Origin of the sequence: Rubrivivax rivuli (genome assembly GCF_004016505.1) — a bacterium.
In the GTDB taxonomy this organism is placed as follows: Bacteria; Pseudomonadota; Gammaproteobacteria; order Burkholderiales; family Burkholderiaceae_C; genus Rubrivivax; species Rubrivivax rivuli.
This window is the reverse complement of sequence record NZ_SACR01000002.1, coordinates 315,759-337,222: the sequence shown is the minus strand read 5'-3', so window position 1 is coordinate 337,222 and position 21,464 is coordinate 315,759. Positions and strand designations below refer to the sequence as shown.

Annotated in this window: 22 protein-coding genes; 17 read left to right on the top strand and 5 right to left on the bottom strand. The window is 68.3% G+C overall.

Annotated elements, in window-relative coordinates; genetic code table 11:
* Positions 1–55: 55 nt before the first annotated feature.
* Positions 56–430 carry a response regulator transcription factor gene (locus EOE66_RS06015; protein ID WP_128227766.1) on the bottom strand — a complete coding sequence of 125 codons (375 nt, stop codon included), beginning with the start codon at positions 428–430 and terminating at the stop codon, positions 56–58.
* A 162-nt stretch (positions 431–592) separates the two neighbouring features.
* On the opposite strand from EOE66_RS06015, the gene EOE66_RS06010 reads away from it, so the two are divergent.
* Positions 593–1,270, top strand: coding sequence for a helix-turn-helix domain-containing protein (locus EOE66_RS06010; RefSeq protein ID WP_128227765.1), 678 nt, complete (start codon positions 593–595; stop codon positions 1,268–1,270).
* Positions 1,260–2,129, top strand: coding sequence for a response regulator (locus EOE66_RS06005; RefSeq protein WP_128227764.1), 870 nt, complete (start codon positions 1,260–1,262; stop codon positions 2,127–2,129). Before EOE66_RS06010 ends, EOE66_RS06005 begins: the two co-directional genes overlap by 11 nt.
* 22 nt (positions 2,130–2,151) lie before the next feature.
* On the opposite strand, the gene EOE66_RS06000 is transcribed toward EOE66_RS06005, so the two are convergent.
* Together EOE66_RS06000 and EOE66_RS05995 are read right to left on the bottom strand one after the other, a co-directional pair.
* Positions 2,152–2,664, bottom strand: a complete 513-nt coding sequence (locus EOE66_RS06000) for an outer membrane lipoprotein (protein ID WP_128227763.1) — start codon at positions 2,662–2,664, stop codon at positions 2,152–2,154.
* Positions 2,665–2,851: 187 nt separating this feature from the next.
* Positions 2,852–3,409: an HNH endonuclease gene (locus EOE66_RS05995; RefSeq protein ID WP_128227762.1), complete on the bottom strand. Its 558-nt coding sequence runs from the start codon at positions 3,407–3,409 to the stop codon at positions 2,852–2,854.
* Positions 3,410–3,603: 194 nt separating this feature from the next.
* Between EOE66_RS05995 and EOE66_RS05990 the strand changes: the two genes are divergently transcribed.
* From EOE66_RS05990 to EOE66_RS05960, 7 genes are read left to right on the top strand one after another with little or no spacing between them, the layout of a single operon-like run.
* Positions 3,604–4,317, top strand: coding sequence for a TetR/AcrR family transcriptional regulator (locus EOE66_RS05990; protein WP_128227761.1), 714 nt, complete (start codon positions 3,604–3,606; stop codon positions 4,315–4,317).
* 56 nt (positions 4,318–4,373) lie between these two features.
* A complete protein-coding gene (locus tag EOE66_RS05985; protein ID WP_128227760.1) occupies positions 4,374–6,173 on the top strand; it encodes an acyl-CoA dehydrogenase C-terminal domain-containing protein in 1,800 nt (599 codons plus the stop codon).
* Positions 6,174–6,213: 40 nt separating this feature from the next.
* Positions 6,214–6,654, top strand: coding sequence for a DUF2147 domain-containing protein (locus EOE66_RS05980; RefSeq protein ID WP_128227759.1), 441 nt, complete (start codon positions 6,214–6,216; stop codon positions 6,652–6,654).
* A gap of 24 nt (positions 6,655–6,678) precedes the next feature.
* Entirely contained in the window at positions 6,679–9,063 is a 2,385-nt protein-coding gene (locus EOE66_RS05975) for a 3-hydroxyacyl-CoA dehydrogenase/enoyl-CoA hydratase family protein (RefSeq protein WP_128227758.1), read from the top strand.
* A gap of 17 nt (positions 9,064–9,080) precedes the next feature.
* Entirely contained in the window at positions 9,081–10,283 is a 1,203-nt protein-coding gene (locus EOE66_RS05970; RefSeq protein WP_128227757.1) for an acetyl-CoA C-acyltransferase, read from the top strand.
* A 29-nt stretch (positions 10,284–10,312) separates the two neighbouring features.
* Complete coding sequence (locus EOE66_RS05965; RefSeq protein ID WP_128227756.1) at positions 10,313–11,095, top strand: enoyl-CoA hydratase; 783 nt, start codon at positions 10,313–10,315, stop codon at positions 11,093–11,095.
* 11 nt (positions 11,096–11,106) lie between these two features.
* Positions 11,107–11,850, top strand: a complete 744-nt coding sequence (locus tag EOE66_RS05960; protein WP_128227755.1) for an SGNH/GDSL hydrolase family protein — start codon at positions 11,107–11,109, stop codon at positions 11,848–11,850.
* Here the strand turns inward: EOE66_RS05960 and EOE66_RS05955 are convergent.
* Positions 11,847–12,239, bottom strand: a complete 393-nt coding sequence (locus tag EOE66_RS05955; protein WP_375137467.1) for an acyl-CoA thioesterase — start codon at positions 12,237–12,239, stop codon at positions 11,847–11,849. The two genes, EOE66_RS05960 and EOE66_RS05955, sit on opposite strands and share 4 nt — an antisense overlap.
* A gap of 86 nt (positions 12,240–12,325) precedes the next feature.
* Between EOE66_RS05955 and EOE66_RS05950 the strand changes: the two genes are divergently transcribed.
* The 6 genes from EOE66_RS05950 (at position 12,326) to EOE66_RS05925 (ending at position 18,386) form a co-directional block, all read left to right on the top strand.
* Positions 12,326–14,146 carry an ABCB family ABC transporter ATP-binding protein/permease gene (locus EOE66_RS05950; RefSeq protein WP_128227753.1) on the top strand — a complete coding sequence of 607 codons (1,821 nt, stop codon included), beginning with the start codon at positions 12,326–12,328 and terminating at the stop codon, positions 14,144–14,146.
* A 48-nt stretch (positions 14,147–14,194) separates the two neighbouring features.
* Positions 14,195–15,133: a LysR family transcriptional regulator gene (locus EOE66_RS05945; RefSeq protein ID WP_128227752.1), complete on the top strand. Its 939-nt coding sequence runs from the start codon at positions 14,195–14,197 to the stop codon at positions 15,131–15,133.
* A 139-nt stretch (positions 15,134–15,272) separates the two neighbouring features.
* Positions 15,273–16,169, top strand: coding sequence for an amino acid ABC transporter substrate-binding protein (locus EOE66_RS05940; protein ID WP_128227751.1), 897 nt, complete (start codon positions 15,273–15,275; stop codon positions 16,167–16,169).
* 54 nt (positions 16,170–16,223) lie between these two features.
* Entirely contained in the window at positions 16,224–16,961 is a 738-nt protein-coding gene (locus tag EOE66_RS05935) for an amino acid ABC transporter permease (protein ID WP_128228271.1), read from the top strand.
* 10 nt (positions 16,962–16,971) lie between these two features.
* Entirely contained in the window at positions 16,972–17,637 is a 666-nt protein-coding gene (locus EOE66_RS05930) for an amino acid ABC transporter permease (RefSeq protein WP_128227750.1), read from the top strand.
* 14 nt (positions 17,638–17,651) lie between these two features.
* The gene (locus EOE66_RS05925; protein WP_128227749.1) at positions 17,652–18,386 is read left to right on the top strand and encodes an amino acid ABC transporter ATP-binding protein; all 735 of its coding nucleotides are present in this window, start codon (positions 17,652–17,654) and stop codon (positions 18,384–18,386) included.
* Positions 18,387–18,405: 19 nt separating this feature from the next.
* On the opposite strand, the gene EOE66_RS05920 is transcribed toward EOE66_RS05925, so the two are convergent.
* Complete coding sequence (locus tag EOE66_RS05920; RefSeq protein ID WP_128227748.1) at positions 18,406–19,296, bottom strand: DUF4394 domain-containing protein; 891 nt, start codon at positions 19,294–19,296, stop codon at positions 18,406–18,408.
* 106 nt (positions 19,297–19,402) lie between these two features.
* Here EOE66_RS05920 and pyrC point away from each other — a divergent pair, with 106 nt between their 5' ends.
* Positions 19,403–20,434 carry a dihydroorotase gene (gene pyrC, locus EOE66_RS05915; RefSeq protein WP_128227747.1) on the top strand — a complete coding sequence of 344 codons (1,032 nt, stop codon included), beginning with the start codon at positions 19,403–19,405 and terminating at the stop codon, positions 20,432–20,434.
* Positions 20,435–20,444: 10 nt separating this feature from the next.
* The gene (locus tag EOE66_RS05910; RefSeq protein ID WP_128227746.1) at positions 20,445–21,464 is read left to right on the top strand and encodes an NYN domain-containing protein; all 1,020 of its coding nucleotides are present in this window, start codon (positions 20,445–20,447) and stop codon (positions 21,462–21,464) included.

Here is a 21,464-nt window from a genome sequence, read left to right as displayed (position 1 = left end):
GTGTGCTTACTTCTGGCAGAGGGCTGTTGAGAAGAAGGGATGGCAGGGCTCTGCTTCATGCAGAGATCACGTTCAACTGCACCAGCAGTTCCAGCAGCTGCATGGGGCTGAAGGGTTTGACGATGTAGGCGTCGGCACCGGCCAGCAGGCCGGCTTCGCGGTCGGCGCTGCCGCCGCGGGCCGTGAGCATCAGCACCGGCACCTTGCGCAGGCGGGCATCGGCCTTGATGGCGCGGCACAGGTCCAGGCCATTCAGCGCGCCGGGCATCATCACGTCGAGCAGCACGGCGTCGGGCTGCAGTTCACGCGCCATGTCCCAGCCCGTCGGGGCGTCAGGCGCTTCGTGGATCTCGCAGTGCTCGAACTCCAGCGTCATGCGGATCAGACGGCGGATGTCGGCATGGTCCTCGACGATCAGGATCTTCTTCATTCGGGCTGGCGTGGGTGCGGTTCGGTGGGCGGCAGCGGAGCTTGGCGGGTGTTTCAGCAGCTCGGCTTCCGGACGTGATTGTGCGCAATTCGGCATTTATCATTTTTTGCAAATATCACGGGCGCTGGCTTTTTACGGTCTCAAACCGGCAAAATCGCGGGAATGGACATTCCAAGCTTTCCGGCCACCACTCCCGATCTGACCGACGAATGCAGCACCCGCGACGTGGCGCAGATGCTCGGCATGGCCGTGCGGTCGGTGCAGCTGATGGTCGACCGTGGCGAACTGCAGGCCTGGAAGACGCCGGGCGGCCATCGGCGCATCTCTCGCCGCTCGGTCGAGGCCTGGCTGGCGCAGCGGCAGGGCAGCCCGCGACCGCAGGGCGTGCGCGGGCCTGGCCGTGCCAAGCCCGGGGCGGGCCCTTCGGGCTGGGCCGCTGCGGCGCGGCCTGGCGTGCTCTTGATCGAAGACTCGCGCCATTTCCAGAACCTGGTGTCCTTGCTCGTGCGCCAGCATTTCCCCGAGGTCGAACTGCACCTGGCCGATGACGGTATCACCGGGCTGGCCATGGCGGGGCGCCTGCAACCCCGTGTGCTGCTCGTGGACATCCTGCTGCCCGGCATCGACGGCGCCACGCTGATTAACGGGCTGCGATCCAGCCCGGCTTTCGAAGGCAGCCGGCTGATCGTGGTCACCTCGCTCAGCGGCGACGAGTTGCAGCCCTACGCCTTTGCGCTCGAAGGCCTGCCGGTGATCCACAAGCCCCGGCTCGCCCTGGAGCTGCCGGGCCTGCTCGGCGCGGCCCTGGGCCTGGCGGTCGAGGCGGCCGATGCCGCCTGAACTCCAGCCCGCTGCGGCCGCTGCAGTGCCGCGCGCGCTGCCGCGTGTGCTGTTGGTGGAAGACGACCCCTCGGTGCGGCGGCTGGTGGCGCTGGCCCTCGATGGTCAGCCCATTGAACTGCTCAGCTGCGCCGATGGCGAGGAGGCCCTGGCCTTGCTGCGGGCCGGCCCCGTGCAGGTGCTGGTGACCGACCTGATGATGCCCGGCATCTCCGGGCTCGACTTGCTCCGCCGCCTTGCCCGCGAGCCGGCCCTGCGACAGGGCGCCGAACTCGTGGCCTTCAGCGCCGGCATCGACGCCGGCATGCGCCAGCAGCTGCAGGCGCTGGGGGTGCGGCGCATGCTGTCCAAACCGGTGTCGCTGCAATCGCTGGAAGACGTGGTGATGGAGGCGGTGGCCAGCTTCGCCGGCCACGCACCTGCCGGCGTCGAAGTGGCCGACTCGAGAGCTGCTGCAGCGCCAGCCCTGCTGTTGGCACCAGGGGGCGAACCGGACATCGAGCCGGGGCCCGAGCCCGAGCCCGGCCATGCCGCGCCGGCCGATGAAGCCCGGGCCATCGCCACCCACTTTGGCGGCGACGCCGCGCTGTTCCACGATTTCCGCCGCAGCTGCCTGCCGCAGTTCGTGGTCGACCTGGCCGATGGCGAGGCGGCTTTCGCACGGGCCGATGCCGCGGCTGTGCGGCGCCTCGGGCACAGCCTGAAGAGCGTGCTGGCCACGCTCGGCCATGCCGAGGCCTCGGCCTTGGCGCGGGCGATGGAAACGGCGGCCGCTGGCGGACACCTGGCCGCCGCGCGGGCGCCATGGGGCGCGCTGCGCGCCCGGCTGCAGGGGCTGGCCGCCGCGGCGATGGACTGAGCCGCCGCGGGCTGTGCAGCGCTCAGCGCTGCGGTTCGGTGGCCTTGGCGGGCTCGGCCACTGGCGGCGCTATCGCGGGTGCACGCGTCACGCGCACACGGCCGCCAGTGCTCACCAGGATGACAGGGTCGCCCGGATTGAAGGTCTCGGCCGCCTTGGCCTGCACCACCGAGCGACGGTCGCCGTTCTTGAGCTGCACGAGGATCTCGACAGCTTCTTCGCGTGTGGTGCTGCGTTCCACCGCATTGCCGATCACGCCGCCCACCACCGCGCCGATCACGCCCACCACCATGGCTTCACGGCGGCCGCCCACACCCGAGCCGGCCACGCCGCCCGCCACGCTGCCTGCAGCTGCGCCGATGCCGCTCTGCTGGCCTTCCACCACCACCGGGCGTGAGTTCAGCACCACGGCATCCACGACGGTGGACAGGCGCTGCGCTTCGCTGCGGCTGACGACGTCGGGGCTGGTGGTCGAGCAGGCTCCCAGCGCCACCGCAGCGACGATCAAGGTGGAGCGGATGACGAGGTGCTTCATGAGGGGTCTCCTGGGGGCGCGCAGGGCGGGTGCCGGCGGCGTGATGCGAGCATCTTGCCGGTGTGGACGGGGCGCGGGCAAGTGAAGTTCCGCGTCACGGCGTAAAGAAGCGACGGAACGCGACCGGCCGCGACGAAGTGCCACCGCCGGCCCAAGACCCGCCGCGCCGGCGGGGATTCAAGCGGGGTCAGCCGTGCAGCCGTGAACTGCGCGGCACGCTGGCCAGCAGGAACTCCATCTGGTCGGCCACGATGCGCCGGCCGCGCAGGATCATGTCTTCGTGCAGGCTGGGCACGTAGGGCAGATAGAGCAGCGTCATGCGCGCCTCTTCCGGCAGGCGGCTGCCCTTGTGGCCGTTGCAGGCGCGGCAGGCGGTGATGCAGTTCATCCAGGTGTCGCCGCCGCCGCGCGACACCGGCACGATGTGCTCGCGCGTGAGCTCGTCGAAGTGGAAGTGCCCGCCGCAGTAGGCGCAGATGCCGCGGTCGCGCACGAAGAGCTTCTGGTTCGTGAGCGCCGGCGTGTGGCGCCAGGCCCGGCTGGGGATGGCGCCGCGCACGGCCACGATGGGGTGCACTTCGATGCGGCTTTGCAGGCCCGTGGCCCGCTGCGTGCCGCCCCGCAGCACCTGGAAGGCATCGCCCAGCGTCCACGCGACGGCGTCGCTGGCGTACAGCACCGCCGCTTCGCGGGATGTGATCCACGCTTGGGGGCGGCCCGAGATATCGAGCTGCAGCACGTCCATGGGGCCTGAGCGTAAACCAATTGCGTGTCAGCCCGCAGGCCCCGGGCCACGGGGCCGGCAGCTGCGGCTGGCTTGCGGGCTGCCCCAGGCGCCTGGGTTCTAGGAGAGCGCCCCTAAAAAAGTCACGGCATCGTGTCCGCACGGTCACACGAAGTCTGCAAAATAGAACGGTCGTTCGATTTCTTGCCGATGACGTGAACCCACCTGCCGACACTGCTGCCAGCGCCACCGCGGAAGCCCCCCGCAGCGCCCCGCGCGCCCTGCACAAGGGGCAGCAGACGCGCGCCGCGATTCTCGACGCCGCGCTCGGCCTGGCCTCGCACATGGGACTGGAGGGGCTGTCCATCGGCGCGCTGGCCGAGGTCACGCAGATGAGCAAGAGCGGCGTCTTCGCGCACTTCGGTTCGCGCGAAGAGCTGCAGATCAGCGTCATCCGCGAGTACCACGCACGCTTCGAAGACGAAGTCTTCTTCCCCGCCATCAAGGAAGAGCGCGGCCTGCCGCGCCTGCGCGCCCTGTTCGAGCGCTGGATCCGCCGCGTGTCGGTGGAACTGGACTCGGGCTGCATCTACATCAGCGGTGCGGTCGAGTTCGACGACCGGCCCGGCCCCGTGCGCGACGCGCTGGCCAGCATGGTGCGCGCCTGGCACGCGGCGCTGGCGCGGGCCATCCGCCTGGCCGTGCAGGCCGGGCAACTGCGCGCCGACACCGACCCCGAGCAGATGCTCTTCGAGCTGCACGGCCTGATCCTGGCCCTGCACCACGACGCGCGCTTCCTGCGGAGCCCCGGCGCCCTGGACCGCGCCCGCGCCGGCTTCGAGCGCACGCTGGGCCACTACGCCATGCCCGTCCTGGATGCGGGCACAACCACCGCCCCCCCACCGGCCCGGCCGCGCAGCAAGCGCTGAGCACCGGCACGCCGCCCCTGTCACCGTTTTCCTTTCCCTTCTTCAGGAGTTCTGCCATGGCCGTCTACACCCCGCCGCTGCGCGACATGCAATTCGTGCTGCACGAGCTGCTGAACGTCACCGACGAACTGAAGATGCTGCCGGCGCATGCCGAGATCGACGCCGACACCATCAACGCGGTGCTGGAAGAAGGTGGCAAGTTCGCCGCCGAGGTGATCTTTCCGCTGAACCAGAGCGGCGACCGCGAAGGCTGCACCTACGACAAGGCCACCAAGAGCGTCACCGCGCCCACGGGCTTCAAAGAGGCCTACGCCAAGTACGTGGAAGGCGGCTGGCCCGCGCTGGCCATCGAGCCGGCCTACGGCGGCCAGGGCCTGCCCATCGTGGTGAACCAGTGCTTCTACGAGATGCTCAACAGCGCCAACCAGGCCTGGACCATGTACCCCGGCCTGAGCCACGGCGCGCTGGAATGCCTGCACGCGCACGGCACCGAAGCGCAGAAGCAGCTCTACCTGCCCAAGCTGACCAGCGGCGAGTGGACCGGCACCATGTGCCTGACCGAGCCCCATTGCGGCACCGACCTCGGCCTGCTGCGCACCAAGGCCGAGCCCGTGGCCGGCGCGCCCGAGGGCACCTACAAGCTGACCGGCCAGAAGATCTTCATCAGCGCCGGTGAACACGACCTCGCCCCGAACATCGTGCACCTGGTGCTGGCCCGCCTGCCTGATGCGCCGGCCGGCAGCAAGGGCATCAGCCTCTTCGTGGTGCCCAAGTTCAAGATCAATGCCGATGGCAGCCTGGGCGAGCGCAACCCCATCTTCTGCAGCGCCATCGAGCACAAGATGGGCATCAACGGAAGTGCCACCTGCCAGATGATGCTGGACGGTGCCGAAGGCACGCTGGTGGGCGCGCCGCACAAGGGCCTGGCCGCGATGTTCGTGATGATGAACGCCGCCCGCCTGGGCGTGGGCAACCAGGGCCTGGGCCTGACCGAGGTGGCCTACCAGAATGCCGTGGCCTACGCCAAAGACCGCCGCCAGATGCGTTCGCTCAGCGGCCCCAAGCAGCCCGACCAGCCGGCCGACACCATCATCGTGCATCCCGACGTGCGCAAGATGCTGCTGACGGCGCGCGCCTATGCCGAAGGCGGCCGCGCGCTGGCGATCTACATCGCGCTCTTGATCGACCGCGAACTCAACACCGACGACGAAGACGAGCGCAAGGACTGCGCCGACCAGGTGGCCCTGCTCACGCCCATCGTCAAGGCCTTCCTCACCGACAACGCCTGGCTGGCCACCAGCCACTGCATGCAGGTGTATGGCGGCCACGGCTACATCAAGGAATGGGGCATGGAGCAGTACGTGCGCGATGCCCGCATCAACATGATCTACGAGGGCACCAACACCATCCAGAGCCTGGACCTGCTGGGCCGAAAGGTGCTGGGCGACAACGGCGCCAAGCTGAAGAAGTTCGGCAAGCTGATCGCCGAGTTCGTGGAAGAGGAAGGCACCAACGAGGCGCTGCAGGAGTTCGTGAACCCGCTGGCCGAGCTGGGCGACAAGGTCACCAAGCTCACCACCGAGCTGGGCATGAAGGCCTTCGGCAACGCCGACGAAGTGGGCGCCGCCGCGGTGGACTACCTGCGCGTGGTGGGCCACCTGGTGTTCGCCTACTTCTTCGCGCGCAGTGCCAAGATCGCGCTGGCCAAGCAAGGCAGTGGCGACCCCTTTTACACCGCCAAGCTGCACACGGCGCGCTTCTACTTCGCCAAGCTGCTGCCCGAGACGGCCGGCCTGATGCGCAGCGCCCGCACGGGCGTGGCGCCGCTGATGGCCATGGACGAAGCGCTGTTCTGACCGTTCCCGTTCACCACCCCCTCAAACCGGAGACAAGACGATGAAGAAGCTGCTGAGCACCGCCCTGCTGACCGCCGCCTGCGCCCTGGCCGGCAGCGCCTTCGCCCAGGCCACGCCCGTGGGCCTGTGGAAGACCATCGACGACGACACCAAGCAGGAGAAATCGCTGGTGCGCATCACCGAAAGCGGTGGCGTGGTCACCGGCAAGATCGAGAAGCTGCTGGATCCGTCCAAGGCCGACGCCAAGTGCGACAAGTGCACCGACGCGCGCAAGGACCAGCCCGTGGTGGGCATGACCATCATCAACGGCGTGAAGAAGCACAGCGACGAGGCCTACTGGGAAGGCGGCCAGATCCTCGACCCCAACAACGGCAAGACCTACAAGGTGCGCCTGACGCCCAAGGACGGCGGCAAGACGCTGGAGGTGCGCGGCTTCATCGGCTTTCTCTACCGCAACCAGACCTGGCAACGGGTCGAGTGAACCCCATTCAGTGAAGGAAACAACGTGAACCGATTCCAAGTCCGCAAGGTCGCCGTGCTCGGCGCCGGCGTGATGGGCGCGCAGATCGCCGCCCATCTGGTGAACTGCAAGGTGCCTGTCGTCCTGTTCGACCTGCCGGCGAAAGAGGGGCCCAAGAACGGCATCGTCACCAAGGCCATCGAAGGCCTGAAGAAGCTCAAGCCCGCGCCGCTGGGCGTGCCTGAAGATGCCGCGCGCATCCAGGCTGCCAACTACGAAGAGCACCTGGCGCTGTTGGGCGAGTGCGACCTCGTCATCGAGGCCATCGCCGAGCGCATGGACTGGAAGCTGGACCTGTACCAGAAGATCGCCGGCAGCCTGGCCCCGCACGCCATCGTGGCCAGCAACACCTCGGGCCTGAGCATCACCAAGCTCAGCGAGGTGCTGCCCGAGAGCATCCAGCCGCGTTTCTGCGGCATCCACTTCTTCAACCCTCCGCGCTACATGGCGCTGGTGGAGCTGATCAACACCCCGGCCACGATGCCCGAGGTGCTGGACCAGCTGGAAGCCTTCGTCACCAGCGCTCTGGGCAAGAGCGTGGTGCGCGCGAAGGACACGCCGAACTTCATCGCCAACCGCGTGGGCATCGCCGGCATGCTGGCGACGATCAAGGAAGCCGAGAACTACGGCCTCTCGTACGACGTGGTCGACGACCTCACCGGCAAGAAGCTGGGCCGCGCCAGCAGCGGCACCTTCCGCACCGCTGACGTGGTGGGCCTGGACACCATGGCCCACGTCATCAAGACGCTGCAGGACAACCTGGCTGACGACCCGTTCTTCCCCAGCTACAGCACGCCCGCCGTGCTGAAGGCGCTCATCGAGAAGGGCGCGCTGGGCCAGAAGGCCGGCGCCGGTTTCTACAAGAAGGTGGGCAAGGACATCCTGCGCCTGGACCCGGCCAAGGCCGATTACGTCCCCGCCGGCGGCAAGGCCGAGCCCATCGTCGAGCGCATGCTGAAGAAGCCCGCGGCCGAACGCCTGAAGCTGCTGCGCGAAAGCAGCAACCCGCAGGCGCAGTTCCTGTGGGCCATCCACCGCAACGCCTTCCACTACGCCGCCGTGCACCTGGGCAGCATCGCCGACACCGCGCGCGACGTGGATTTCGCGATGCGCTGGGGCTTCGGCATGAAGCAGGGCCCCTTCGAGCTGTGGCAAGACGCCGGCTGGCAGCAGGTGGCCGGCTGGGTGAAGGAAGACATCGAAGCCGGCAAGGCGCTGAGCAGCGCGCCGCTGCCGGCCTGGGTGTTCGATGGCCGCACGGGCGTGCACACGCCGGAAGGCAGTTGGAGCCCGACGAAGGGCGCCTACGTGCCTGGCAGCAGCCTGCCCGTCTACCAGCGCCAGCACTTCCCCGAGACCGTGCTGGGCGCCGGCGCTGCCGCGCCCTTGAGCAGCGGCACCGAAGTCTTCAAGAACGACGAAGTGCGCGTGTGGACGCTGGACGGCGAGGTGCTCATCCTCAGCATCACCAGCAAGCTGCACCTCATCGGCACCGGCGTGGTGGAAGGTCTGCACAAGGCCGTGGAGCTGGCCGAAGCGGGCTACAAGGGCCTGGTGATCTGGTCGCCCGATGACGTGTTCAGTGCCGGCGCGAACCTGGAGCAGACGCTGCCCGTCTTCATGAAGGAAGGCGCCAAGGGCATCGCCCCGGTCATCCTGCAGCTGCAGACGGCGCTGCTGCGCATGCGTTACGCGCAGGTGCCGGTGGTGGCCGCGATGCGTGGCATCGCCCTGGGCGGTGGTTGCGAGATCGCGCTGCACTGCGCGCGCCGCGTGGCCGCGATGGAAACCTACGTGGGCCTGGTGGAAGTGGGCGTGGGCCTGATCCCGGGCGGTGGTGGCCTGACCTACATCGCGCGCCGCGCGGCCGAAATGGCTGCCGCGGGTAACGCGAATGCCGACATCATGAAGTTCGCCACCGACGGCTTCACCAACGCCGCGATGGCCAAGGTGGGCACGAGCGCCATCGAATCGCGCAAGCTGGGCTACCTGCTGGACACCGACATCGTCGTGCCGCACAAGGACGAGCTGCTGTTCGTGGCCAGCACGCAGGCCAAGGCCATGTTCGACAGCGGTTACCGCCCGCCGCACAAGGCGCTGTTCCCGGTGGCGGGCCGCAGCGCCATCGCCACCATCATGGGCCAGCTGGCCAACATGCGCGACGGCGGCTTCATCAGCGCGCACGACTTCCACATCAGCACGCTGATCGCCCAGGTGGTGTGCGGCGGCGATGTCGACGCCGGCAGCCTGGTGAGCGAGGAGTACCTGATGGCCATGGAGCGCAGCCGCTTCTGCAGCCTGCTGGAACACCCCAAGTCGCAAGAGCGGATCATGGGCATGCTGCAAACGGGCAAGCCCGTGCGCAACTGAGCGAAGGACTTCACATCATGAGCAGCAAACAAGTTCAAGACGCCTACATCGTCGCCGCCACGCGCACGCCCATCGGCAAGAGCGGCCGCGGCTACTTCCGCAACACGCGGCCCGACGACCTGCTGGTGGCCGCCGTGCGCAGCGCGCTGGCCCAGGTGCCGACGCTGGACCCGAAGGCCATCGAAGACGCCATCATCGGCTGCAGCTTCCCCGAGGGCGAGCAGGGCATGAACATGGCGCGTGCCGCGATGGTGCTGGCCGGCCTGCCGCACAGCGTGGGCGGTGTCACCGTCAACCGCTTCTGCGCCAGCGGCCTGACCGCATTGCAGATGGCAGCCGATCGCATCCGCGTCGGCGAAGCCGACGTGATGATCGCCGGCGGCGCCGAGAGCATGAGCATGGTGCCCATGGGCGGCAACAAGCCCAGCTTCAACCCCGAGGTGTTTGCCCGCGACGAAAACGTCGGCATCGCCTACGGCATGGGCCTGACGGCCGAGAAGGTGGCGGCGCAGTGGAAGGTCTCGCGCGAAGACCAGGACGCGTTCGCGCTGGCCTCGCACCAGAAGGCGCTGAAGGCGCAGGCCGCCGGCGAGTTCACGGCCGAGATGACGCCCATCGACATCGTCGAGCGTTTCCCGAACCTGGCCACCGGCGAAGTGGGCACCAAGACGCGCACCGTGAACCTGGACGAAGGCGCGCGCCCCGACACCAGCCTGGAAGGCCTGGCCAAGCTCAAGCCCGTGTTCGCCGCCAAAGGCAGCGTGACGGCCGGCAACAGCAGCCAGACCAGCGACGGCGCGGGCGCGCTGATCCTGGCCAGTGAAGCGGCTTGTCGGCGCTACGACCTCAAGCCCCTGGCGCGCTTCGTCAGCTATGCCGCGCGCGGCGTGGCGCCCGAGATCATGGGCATCGGCCCCATCGAGGCCATCCCTGCCGCGCTGAAGTACGCCGGCCTGAGCCTGTCGGACATCGGCTGGATCGAACTGAACGAAGCTTTCGCCGCGCAGGCCCTGGCCGTCATCAACACCGTGGGCCTGGACCCGTCCAAGGTCAACCCGATGGGCGGTGCCATTGCACTCGGCCACCCGCTGGGCGCCACCGGCGCCATCCGCGCCGCCACCGTGGTGCACGCGCTGCGCCGCCACCAGCTGAAGTACGGCATGGTGACGATGTGCGTGGGCATGGGGCAGGGCGCCGCCGGTATTCTGGAAGCCGTCTGACCCCGAAGCGGTCACAGGAGACAAACACGATGAGCATCAAGACCGCGACGCTGAACGGCGTCACCACCATCGAGATCGCGCGCCCCGAGAAGAAGAACGCGCTCACGGTGGCCATGTACCAGGCGATGAGCGACGCGCTGAACGCGGCCCGGGCCGATGGCACCGTTCGCGCGGTGCTGATCACCGGGCAGCCGGGCATCTTCACCAGCGGCAACGACATCGAAGACTTCATGTCGCGCGGCACCGGCGGCGGTGGCGCAGGCAGCGAAGACAACGAGTCGCCGGTGTTCAAGTTCATGCGCGCGCTGCTCGATTGCGACAAGCCCGTGGTGGCCGCCGTCACGGGTGCTGCCATCGGCATCGGCACCACGCTGCTGCTGCACTGCGACTTCGTCTACGTCAGCGACGAAGCGCGCCTGGCCATGCCCTTCGTGAGCCTGGGTCTGGTGCCCGAGTTCGCCAGCAGCCTGGTGGTGCCGCAGCTGATGGGCAACCGCCGCGCTGCCGAGAAACTGCTGCTGGGTGAACCCTTCACGCCCGAGCAGGCCGTGGAGTGCGGCATCGCCAACGCCGTGTTGCCTGCCACCGAGGTGGTGAACCACGCGCGCCGCGTGGCCGAGCGCTTCAACGCGCTGCCGCCCGGCGCCGTGCGCGAGGCCAAGCAGCTGATGCGCGCGCCGCAGCGTGAACTGGTGCTGCAGACCATCCGCACCGAAGGCGAGCTCTTCGCCAAGCGCCTGCGCAGCCCCGAGGCCATGGAAGCCTTCCAGGCCTTCTTCCAGAAGCGGCAGCCCGACTTCTCGAAGTTCTGACCCTCCGCACGATGTCCCTGGCCCTCAAGCTCGCGCTGAGCCCGCTGCTGGTGGCGCAGGCGGTGCTGGCACGCCGGCGCCTGCCGGTGCTGCCAGAGCCGGCCGGGGCGCGGCAGGGTGTGGCTGGGGCGGCGAGCGCCGCGCCGCTGCGTTTGCTGATCACGGGCGATTCGTCGGCCGCCGGCGTGGGTGTGGTGCACCAGCGCCAGGCGCTGGCCGTGCAACTGGCCCAACAGGCGGCACGCCTGTGCGCGGCGCGCGTGAGCTGGCAGTTGCTGGCGAAATCAGGGCTGAACACGGCGCAGACGCGGCTGCTGCTGCAGCGCGAGGGCGCCGGGCTGCAGGCCGACGTGGCCGTGGTGGTGACGGGCGTGAACGACGTGGTGGAACAGGTGCCTTCCCACCACGCAGTCAGCGCCCGCGAGGCGCTGGCCAACGCGCTGCGCAATGCGCACGGCGTGCAGCATGTGGTGTTCGCGCCGCTGCCGCCCATCCACCACTTCCCGGGCCTGCCGCAGCCGCTGCGCTGGGTGGCCGGCAGCGATGCGCGCCGCCACAACAAGGCCTTGCAGCAGTGGGTGCAGCAGCGTGGTGGTGACGTCAGCCTGGTGGACATGGAAACGCCGCTGAACGCCGGCGTGATGGCGGCCGATGGCTTCCACCCGGGCGAGCCGGTGTACCGCTACTGCGCGGCGGCGATCGCCGAGCACATCGCGGCCGAAGTGTGGCCGCGGCTGAGCGTTCAGGCTTCCTAGCGCGGCACCGGCCGCGGCTGGCCTTGCAGGTCGATGGCCACGTAGGTGAGGTCGGCCTCCGTCACCTTCACCACCTGCAGGTTGGCCGGGTTGCGCTCGGCATAGACCTCCACGTGCACGCTGACGCTGGTGTTGCCGATGCGCGTGACGCGCGCATAGAAACTCAGCAGGTCGCCGATGGAGACCGGCTGCTTGAAGACGAACTGGTTCACCGCCACCGTGGCGATGCGCCCCTTGGCGATGCGCGCCGGCAGCACGGCGCCGGCCAGGTCGACCTGGGCCATGATCCAGCCGCCGAAGACATCGCCGTTGGCGTTGGCATCGGCCGGCATGGGCATCACGCGCAGCACCAGTTCGGCGCCGTTGGGCAGGCTGTGCGGCGCCATCATGGGTGCGGCAGGGGCGGGGGTGGTGCTGGGCTCGGTCATGGCGGGCGGGCAAGCGGCTGAACGGGGGCGCGGTGACAATCCACCGCATGCGTCCCACTGTAGCCGCTGGCGCGCCTGAAGCCAGCACGGGCACCCCGCCCGCCGCCCCGCGTTCCGATTGGTCCACCCTGGGCAAGCTGCTGCCCTACCTGTGGCAGTACCGCTGGCGCGTGGGCATCGCGCTGGCGTTCATCGTGGCGGCCAAGGTGGCCAACGTCAGCGTGCCGCTGCTGCTGAAGAACCTGGTCGATGCGCTCTCCTACAAGCCCACCGACCCGGCCGCGGTGCTGGTGGTGCCCATCGGCCTGCTGGTGGCCTACGGCGCGCTGCGCCTGAGCACCAGCCTCTTCACCGAGCTGCGCGAGCTCATCTTCGCCAAGGCCACCGAAGGCGCGGCGCGCAGCATCAGCCTGAAGGTCTTCCGCCACCTGCACGCCCTGAGCCTGCGCTTCCACCTGGAGCGCCAGACCGGCGGCATGACGCGCGACATCGAACGCGGCACGCGTGCCGTGCACTCGCTGATCTCGTACTCGCTCTACAGCATCGGCCCCACGCTCATCGAGGTGGCGATGGTGCTCACGCTGCTGGCGGTGAAGTTCGACGCCTGGTTCGCGTGGATCACCATCGCCGCGCTGGTGGTCTACGTGGTCTTCACCATCACGGTGACGGAGTGGCGCACGCAGTTCCGCAAGCAGATGAACGAGCTCGACAGCTCGGCGCACAGCCGCGCCATCGATGCGCTGCTGAACTACGAGACGGTGAAGTACTTCAACAACGAAGACTTCGAGGCCAGGCGCTACGACGAGAACCTGGAACGCCTGCGCCAGGCCAGCCTGAAGAGCCAGAGCACGCTGAGCCTGCTCAACACCGGGCAGCAGCTCATCATCGCCACCGCGCTGGTGGCCATGCTCTGGCGCGCCACGCAGGGCGTGGTGGATGGGCGCATGACGCTGGGCGATCTGGTGATGGTCAACGCCTTCATGATCCAGCTCTACATCCCGCTGAACTTCCTGGGCGTGATGTACCGCGAGATCAAGCAGAGCCTGACCGATCTCGACAAGATGTTCACGCTGCTGGAGAAGAACCGCGAGGTGGACGACGCGCCCGGAGCGCCCGCGCTTCAGGTGCGCGAAGGCCACGTGCGCTTCGAGAACGTGAGCTTCGCCTACGACCCGAGCCGGCCCATCCTGCACGGCGTGAGCTTCGAGATCCCGCCGGGCAAGACGGTGGCCGTGGTGGGCCCCAGCGGTGCGGGCAAGAGCACGCTGGCGCGGCTGCTCTACCGCTTCTACGACATCGACAGCGGGCACATCAGCATCGACGGGCAGGAGCTGCGCTCGGTCACGCAGGCCAGCCTGCGCAGCGCCATCGGCATCGTGCCGCAGGACACCGTGCTCTTCAACGACACCGTGGAATACAACATCGCCTACGGTCGCCCCGGCGCCACGCGTGCCGAGGTGGAAGCCGCGGCCCAGGCCGCGCACATCCACGGTTTCATCAGCGCCACGCCCAAGGGCTACGACACCATGGTGGGCGAGCGGGGCCTGAAGCTCAGCGGTGGCGAGAAGCAGCGCGTGGCCATCGCGCGCACGCTGCTGAAAAACCCGCCCATCCTCATCTTCGACGAGGCCACTTCGGCGCTGGACAGCGCCAACGAGCGCGCCATCCAGGCCGAACTGCGCGCGGTGTCACAGGGCAAGACGGCGCTCGTGATTGCGCACCGCCTGAGCACGGTGGTGGACGCGCACGAGATCGTGGTGATGGAGGCCGGCCGCGTGGTGGAACGCGGCCCGCATGCCGAACTGCTGGCGCGCGGCGGGCGCTACGCGCAGATGTGGCGCCTGCAGCAGAGCGGGCAGGAGGCCTGAACCCACGGCGGCAGCGCCTGCGATGGCGCGCTCGATACACTCGCCGGCGTGGAAACCAAGTGGCTCGAAGACTTCGTGAGCCTGGCCGAGACGCGCAGCTTCTCGCGCTCGGCGCAATTGCGGCACGTCACCCAGCCGGCCTTCAGCCGCCGCATCCAGGCCCTGGAGGCCTGGGCCGGTGTCGATCTCGTGGACCGCTCTTCCTTCCCTACGCGGCTCACGCCGGCTGGTGAAACCTTCCATGCCCAGGCGCTGGAGGTGCTGGACGCGCTGCAGGCCACGCGCAACCTCATGCGCAGCCACCAGGCCGCCGGGCAGGACATGGTGGAGTTCGCGGTGCCGCACACACTGGCCTTCACCTTCTTCCCGCACTGGCTCACGCAGATCAACAGCGACCTGAAGCTCGAATCGGGGACGCTGAAGACACGCCTGACGGCCCTGAACGTGCACGACGCCGTGCTGCGCCTGACCGAAGGCGGCTGCGACCTGCTCATCGCCTACCACCACGCCAGCCAGCCGCTGCAGCTGAGCGCCGAGCGCTACGAGATGCTGAGCCTGGGCCACGAGACCCTGGCGCCCTACGCCAAGGCCGGCCCCGACGGCGCGCCGCTCTTCAGCCTGCCCGGCCGGGCGGGCGCGCCCGTGCCCTTTCTGGGTTATGCCTCGGGCGCCTACATGGCGCGGCTGGTGGACGTGATCCTCAAGCAGGCCGGGCAGGCGCTGCACCTCGATCCGATCTACGAAACCGACATGGCCGAAGGCCTGAAGGCCATGGCCCTGGAAGGCCACGGCCTGGCCTTCCTGCCGCACAGCAGCGTGCGCAAGGAACTGCGCGCGCGGCGCCTGGTGCCCGCAGCGCCCGACGGCGAGCTGAATGTGACGATGGAGGTGCGCATCTACCGCGAGCGCCCGGCCACTGTCCGCCACGCCAAGCCGGCGGTGCAGGCGCTGTGGAGCTTTCTCGGCGCCCAGGTGCAGGCGCGGTGAAGCGCCGCCGCACCCGCGCCAAGCTCGAGCTTGGCCCGCGGCTTGCATGCACACCCGGCCTTGGGGCCGGGCTTCCACCCGTTGGGCCTGTTGGCAGGCTTCCTAGAATGCCCCACCCTGTTTCTGAAGGAGAGTACCGATGAACAAATTGTCTTTTGCCCTCGCCGCGCTGGCCCTGGCTGCCGCTGGCGCTGCGCAGGCCGACACGCTGGCCAAGATCAAGGGCAGTGCTGCGGTCACCATGGGTGTGCGCGAGTCTTCGGGCGCGCTGAGCTACACGCTCGGCAACGGTGCCTATGCCGGCTTCCATGTCGAGATCTGCCAGCGCGTGCTCGCCGATGTGCAGAAGCAGCTGGGCCTGCCCAAGCTCGACATCAAGTACCAGCTGGTCACCTCGCAGAACCGCATTCCCCTGGTCCAGAACGGCACCGTGGACATCGAGTGCGGCAGCACCACCAACAACGCCACGCGCCAGAAGGACGTGGCCTTCGCCGTCACCACCTATGTCGAGGAGGTGCGCATCGCCGTCAAGGCCAACAGCGGCATCACCAGCATCGCGCAGCTCTCGGGCAAGAACGTGGCCACGACCACTGGCACCACCAGCGTGCAGCTGCTGCGCAAGCACGAGCGTGCCAACGGCGTTGATTTCAAGGAAGTCTTCGGCAAGGACCACGCGGACAGCTTCCTGCTGCTGGAAAGCGGCCGGGCCGATGCCTTCGTGATGGACGGTCAGATCCTGGCTGGCAACATCGCCAAGGCCAAGAACCCGGCCGATTTCCGCATCGTCGGCGAAGTGCTGGCGGTGGAGCCCATCGCCATCATGCTGCGCAAGGACGACCCGGCCTTCAAGAAGGCCGTGGACACCAGCATCGGCGCGCTGATGAAGAGCGGCGAGATCGCCAAGCTCTACGACAAGTGGTTCATGCAGCCTATCCCGCCGAGCAACACGCGCGTGGGCCTGGCCGCCAGCGAGGCCACCAAGGCCGCCTGGGCGAGCCCGAACGACAAGCCCGTGGAAGAGTACGCCAAGAAGTAAGGCGCCCCTTCCCGCAACCGCGAGAGCGTCAGAGCAAGGGCCTGCATGAGTGGCGTGAACTGGGATTGGCAGGTCTTCTGCAAGGAAACCACCACTGGCGAGGTGGTGACCAGCTGCTTCGGCCAGGGCGGCGACATCACCTACCTCGACTGGCTGCTCTCGGCCTGGGGCTGGACGCTGAGCGTGGCGCTGCTGGCCCTGCTGGTGGCGCTGCTCGTGGGCGCCTTGATGGGCATCTTGCGCACGGTGCCCGACAAGCGCCTGGTCTTCATCGGCAACGCGTGGACGGAGCTCTTCCGCAACATCCCGCTGCTGGTGCAGATCTTCCTCTGGTACCACGTGCTGCCCTCGCTGTTCAAGCCGCTGCAGGGCGTGCCGAGTTTCCTGCTGGTGGTGTTTGCTTTGGGTTTCTTCACCAGCGCGCGCGTGAGCGAGCAGGTCAAGGCCGGCATCCAGACGCTGCCGCGCGGCCAGCGCTACGCGGGCCTGGCGATGGGCCTGACGCTGCCGCAGACCTACCGCTACGTGCTGCTGCCGATGGCCTTCCGCATCGTCATCCCGCCGCTCACGAGCGAGGCGATGAACATCGTCAAGAACTCGTCGGTGGCCTTCGCCGTCAGCATTGCCGAACTGACGATGTTCGCGCTGCAGGCGGGCGAGGAAACCTCGCGCAACATCGAGATGTACCTCGCAGTCACCGCGCTCTACTTCGTTTCGGCCTTCACCATCAACCGCCTCGCGCTGGTGCTGGAGAACCGCGTGCGGGTGCCCGGCCTGCTGGGCGCGAAGTGAGGGCGGCGCGATGAACCTCGACTTCAGTTTCCTCAGCTTCGACGTGCTCTCGGGCTTCGTGCTCAAGGGCCTGATCTTCAGCTTCCAGCTCACCCTCATCGCGATGGTGGGCGGCATCCTCCTGGGCACGGCGCTGGCGCTGATGCGCCTGTCGGGCAAGCCCTGGCTGGCGGTGCCTGCGGCGGCCTACGTGAACACCATGCGCAGCATCCCGCTGGTGATGGTGATCCTGTGGTTCTTCCTGCTCATTCCGCTGATGCTGGGCAAGCCGCTGGGCGCCGAGATCTCGGCCATGGTGACCTTCACGCTCTTCGAGGCCGCCTACTACAGCGAGATCATGCGCGCCGGCATCCAGAGCGTGCCCAAGGGCCAGGTCAACGCCGGCTACGCCGTGGGCATGACCTACCCGCAGACCATGCAGTACATCGTGCTGCCGCAGGCCTTTCGCAACATGCTGCCGGTGCTGCTGACGCAGACCATCATCCTGTTCCAGGACACGAGCCTGGTCTACGCCATCGGCGCCTACGATCTGCTCAAGGGTTTCGAGGTCGCCGGCAAGAACTTCAACCGGCCGGTGGAGACCTACCTCGTCGCCGCCGTCGTGTACTTCGTCATCTGCTTCTCGCTGAGCATGCTCGTGCGCAGGCTGCAGCAGAAGATCGCCATCATTCGCTAGAAGGCCCAGCCGCCATGATCGAAATCAAGAACGTCAGCAAGTGGTACGGCAGCTTCCAGGTGCTCACCGACTGCAGCACCACCGTGAACAAGGGCGAGGTGGTGGTGGTATGCGGGCCTTCCGGCTCGGGCAAGAGCACGCTGATCAAGACCGTCAACGCGCTGGAGCCCTTCCAGAAGGGTGACATCACGGTCGACGGCATCAGCATCAGCGACCCCAAGACCGACCTGCCCAAGCTGCGCAGCCGCGTGGGCATGGTGTTCCAGCACTTCGAGCTTTTCCCACACCTGAGCGTGACCGAGAACCTCACGCTGGCGCAGATCAAGGTGCTGGGCCGCAGCGTGGACGAAGCCAAGGCCCGTGGCCTGAAGATGCTCGACCGTGTGGGCCTGATGGCGCACAAGGACAAGTTCCCGGGCCAGCTCAGCGGCGGTCAGCAGCAGCGCGTGGCGATCGCACGCGCGCTGAGCATGGACCCCATCGTGATGCTCTTCGACGAGCCCACCAGCGCGCTCGACCCCGAGATGGTGGGCGAGGTGCTCGACGTGATGGTGCTGCTGGCCAAGGAAGGCATGACGATGATGGTCGTCACGCACGAGATGGGCTTCGCCCGCAAGGTGAGCCACCGCGTCATCTTCATGGACGCCGGCAAGATCGTCGAAGACTGCAAGAAGGAAGCCTTCTTCGGCGACACCGCCTCACGCTCGCCTCGCGCGCAGGAGTTTCTCTCGAAGATCCTGCAGCACTAGGCCCCCCGGGCTCAGGGCATCAGGGCTCTATGGCGGCCCCAACGAGCGGCTCGCCGCCACCCACCGTGCCGATGAAGGTGGCCTTGCCGGTGGCCAGGTCTACCCGGTGCCAGCGCGTGGCCTTGCTGTCCTTGTTGTGCACGCCTGCGTAGGCCGTGGGCGAAACGTCGCTGATGTCGAAGGTGGCATGGGCAAAGGAGCCGATGCCCAGCTTGCCTACCGTGTACAGGCGCCCGGTGTTGGGCGAAACCACGGGCGTCACACCTTCCTTGCTGCCCTGGTGCACCAGAGTGCCGAGTTCACCGTCCAGCGCGTAGTTGGTGGTGATCTTGTCGTTGGTCTTGTTGTAGGTGTAGGCCGCGCCCACGATGCGGGGCTTCTCGTCGTCGTTCGTGTCCTTGGGGTCGTAGGCCAGGCGGCCGTCGAACTGCACGCCGGGCTGGTTCGGGTCGGCATCGACGGCGGCCCCGGTGTCGGGGTGCAGGCGCAGGTTGAAGCCGGCGTTGTTGGCCACGCGGATGCGGTCCACCGTGGGGTTGAAGTCGAAGGCCCATTCGGTGGCGCCGGCGCTCGGCAGCACGGTCGGGCTGCCCACGGGCGTGGCCCGCGCCTGCGCGACATCGATCTTGTAGAGCTGACCCGAGGAGCCCAGTGCGTAGAGCTCGCCGCGTGCCACGCGGAAGTCGATGCCCAGCACGCGTTCGTTGGGGCGCAGGCCCTGCAGCGGCTTGCGATCGCGCACCTGCTGTGGCTGCCCAGCGTTGAAGCGCAGCAGGTGGTTGCTTGCCGATACGGCCACGATCTCCTCCTTCGCCGCGGGCCCCATGGGTTCTGTCTTCGGTGTCGAACCACACGCGGCCAGGGCCAGGGCGATGGCGGTCAGCAAGGGGGCGGCGTAACGGGGCTTCATGCGGGGTCTTCCTCCAGAAAGTGATGTGCGCGGCTGGGGGGCGCTGCAGCCTGCAGTATCCGCAAGTGCGCGCTGCGGGTGAATTGCTGAATGCGAGAATGAAGCCATGCTTGATGCCCTGACCCTCACGCGCCCTGACGACTGGCACCTGCACCTTCGCGACGGTGCCGCACTGGCTGCTGTGCTGCCGGCCACTGCCCGTCAGTTTGCCCGAGCCATCGTCATGCCGAACCTGCGGCCGCCGGTCACCACCGCCGCGGCGGCCGTGGCCTACCGCGAACGCATCATGGCCGCGTTGCCTACCGGTGCGAGCTTCACGCCCTTGATGACGCTCTATCTCACCGACAACACGCCCCCGGAAGAGATCGCCCGCGCCAAGGCGGCCGGCGTGGTGGCGCTCAAGCTCTACCCCGCCGGTGCCACCACCAACAGCGACGCTGGCGTCACCGACCTGCGCAAGTGCCACGCCACGCTGGAAGCGATGCAGCGCGAAGGCCTGCTGCTGCTGGTGCACGGCGAAGTCACCGACGCCGAGATCGACATCTTCGATCGCGAAGCCGTCTTCATCGACCGCGTGATGCAACCGCTGCGCCGCGACTTCCCCGAGCTGAAGGTGGTGTTCGAGCACATCACCACCACCGAGGCCGCGCAGTACGTGGCCGAAGCCGGCCCGCGCACCGCGGCCACGCTGACCGCGCACCACTTGCTCTACAACCGCAACGCGCTCTTCACCGGCGGCCTGCGCCCGCACTACTACTGCCTGCCGGTGCTCAAGAAGGAAAAGCACCGCCAGGCGCTGGTGAAGGCCGCCACCTCCGGCAGCCCGCGCTTCTTCCTGGGCACCGACAGCGCCCCGCACGCGGCCGTGATGAAGGAGCAGAGCGTGTGCGGCGCCGGCTGCTACACCGCCCCGGCGGCGCTGGAGCTTTACGCCGAGGCCTTCGAGGCCGCCGGTGCGCTGGACAAGCTGGAAGGCTTCGCCAGCCACTTCGGGGCCGATTTCTACGGCCTGCCGCGCAACACCGACCGCGTGACGCTCAAGCGCGAAGCCTGGGCGCTGCCCGAGACCCTGCCTTTCGGCGACGCCACCATCAAGCCGCTGCGCGCCGGCGAAACGCTGAACTGGAAACTGCAATGAAGGCCTGCCCATGACGACGGACCGCGTGATGCTCCTCATCGACGCCGACAACGTGTCGGTCGACGTGATGGAGCAGGCCGTGCGCCTGCTGCTGAACCAGCACGGCGCGCTGCACGTGCGCCGCGCCTACTGCACGGCCGAAAGCGCCGTGGCCAACCAGAACGCCTTCAAGCGCCTGGGCATCAAGCCCATGGTGAACCTGGCCGCCGGCAAGAACAGCACCGACATCGCGATGGCGGTCGACGCCATCGACCTTGTGCTGGCCGAGCGGCCCGACGTGGTGGTGATCGCTTCTTCCGACAGCGACTTCGCGCCCCTGGTGCAGCGCCTGCGAGAGAAGGGCTGTGTCGTGCGCGGCATCGGCCAGCTGGGCAAGACGGGCGACGAGACGCAGGAGGTCTACGACGACTTCACCGTGCTCGAACACCGCAAGTCGGCCGCCAGCGCCGCCGCCGCGGCCGAGCGGCCCAAGCGCACACCACGCAAGACGGCAGCCGCCAAGACCCCGGCCACCAAGACCGCTGCTGCTAAGAAGGCGCCAGCCGCCCGCAAACGCGCCGCCACCCCGGCGCCTGCCGAGGCGCCTGAGCCGGCCCTGGCACCGGCGGCGGCCGAGGCCGAGGTCAAGCCGGCAGCGCGCAAGACCCCTGCGCGCAAGAAGGCCGCTGCGGCCGTGCCTGCACCCGCGCTCGATGAGTCGGCCGATGACGACCTGCCCAGCGCCGTGGTGGCCATGCTGGAAGCGGGCGTGCCGGCGGCCACGTCCGCGCCCATCGCACCGGCTTCGGCCGGCCGTGCGGCTGACGAATCCCGTGCGCCACGTGCGCCCTCCAGCCTGGCAGCCGTGTTGGCCTGCCTGCCCGAGCTGGAAGCAGGCCAGAGCCTGGCGCTGAACGTGGCGGTGCAGCGCCTGCGCGCCGCGCAGCTGCTGGGCAAGAGCAGCTCTTCGCTCAAGCTGTTCTCGCAGCTGGGCGACCGCTTCGAACTGCTGCCGCCCGACAAGCCGGCCCAGGTGCGCCTGCGCCGTTGA

Coding starts and splice junctions, on each gene's coding strand:
- EOE66_RS05910 (WP_128227746.1), top strand. CDS start 20,445: ATGACGACGGACCGCGTGATGCTCCTCATCGACGCCGACAACGTGTCG.
- EOE66_RS06000 (WP_128227763.1), bottom strand. CDS start 2,664: ATGAAGCACCTCGTCATCCGCTCCACCTTGATCGTCGCTGCGGTGGCG.
- EOE66_RS05955 (WP_375137467.1), bottom strand. CDS start 12,239: ATGATGGCGCCGCACAGCCTGCCCAACGGCGCCGAACTGGTGCTGCGC.
- EOE66_RS05920 (WP_128227748.1), bottom strand. CDS start 19,296: ATGAAGCCCCGTTACGCCGCCCCCTTGCTGACCGCCATCGCCCTGGCC.
- EOE66_RS05980 (WP_128227759.1), top strand. CDS start 6,214: ATGAAGAAGCTGCTGAGCACCGCCCTGCTGACCGCCGCCTGCGCCCTG.
- EOE66_RS05925 (WP_128227749.1), top strand. CDS start 17,652: ATGATCGAAATCAAGAACGTCAGCAAGTGGTACGGCAGCTTCCAGGTG.
- EOE66_RS06015 (WP_128227766.1), bottom strand. CDS start 430: ATGAAGAAGATCCTGATCGTCGAGGACCATGCCGACATCCGCCGTCTG.
- EOE66_RS05970 (WP_128227757.1), top strand. CDS start 9,081: ATGAGCAGCAAACAAGTTCAAGACGCCTACATCGTCGCCGCCACGCGC.
- EOE66_RS05960 (WP_128227755.1), top strand. CDS start 11,107: ATGTCCCTGGCCCTCAAGCTCGCGCTGAGCCCGCTGCTGGTGGCGCAG.
- EOE66_RS05995 (WP_128227762.1), bottom strand. CDS start 3,409: ATGGACGTGCTGCAGCTCGATATCTCGGGCCGCCCCCAAGCGTGGATC.
- EOE66_RS05965 (WP_128227756.1), top strand. CDS start 10,313: ATGAGCATCAAGACCGCGACGCTGAACGGCGTCACCACCATCGAGATC.
- EOE66_RS05940 (WP_128227751.1), top strand. CDS start 15,273: ATGAACAAATTGTCTTTTGCCCTCGCCGCGCTGGCCCTGGCTGCCGCT.
- pyrC (WP_128227747.1), top strand. CDS start 19,403: ATGCTTGATGCCCTGACCCTCACGCGCCCTGACGACTGGCACCTGCAC.
- EOE66_RS06010 (WP_128227765.1), top strand. CDS start 593: ATGGACATTCCAAGCTTTCCGGCCACCACTCCCGATCTGACCGACGAA.
- EOE66_RS05930 (WP_128227750.1), top strand. CDS start 16,972: ATGAACCTCGACTTCAGTTTCCTCAGCTTCGACGTGCTCTCGGGCTTC.
- EOE66_RS06005 (WP_128227764.1), top strand. CDS start 1,260: ATGCCGCCTGAACTCCAGCCCGCTGCGGCCGCTGCAGTGCCGCGCGCG.
- EOE66_RS05985 (WP_128227760.1), top strand. CDS start 4,374: ATGGCCGTCTACACCCCGCCGCTGCGCGACATGCAATTCGTGCTGCAC.
- EOE66_RS05950 (WP_128227753.1), top strand. CDS start 12,326: ATGCGTCCCACTGTAGCCGCTGGCGCGCCTGAAGCCAGCACGGGCACC.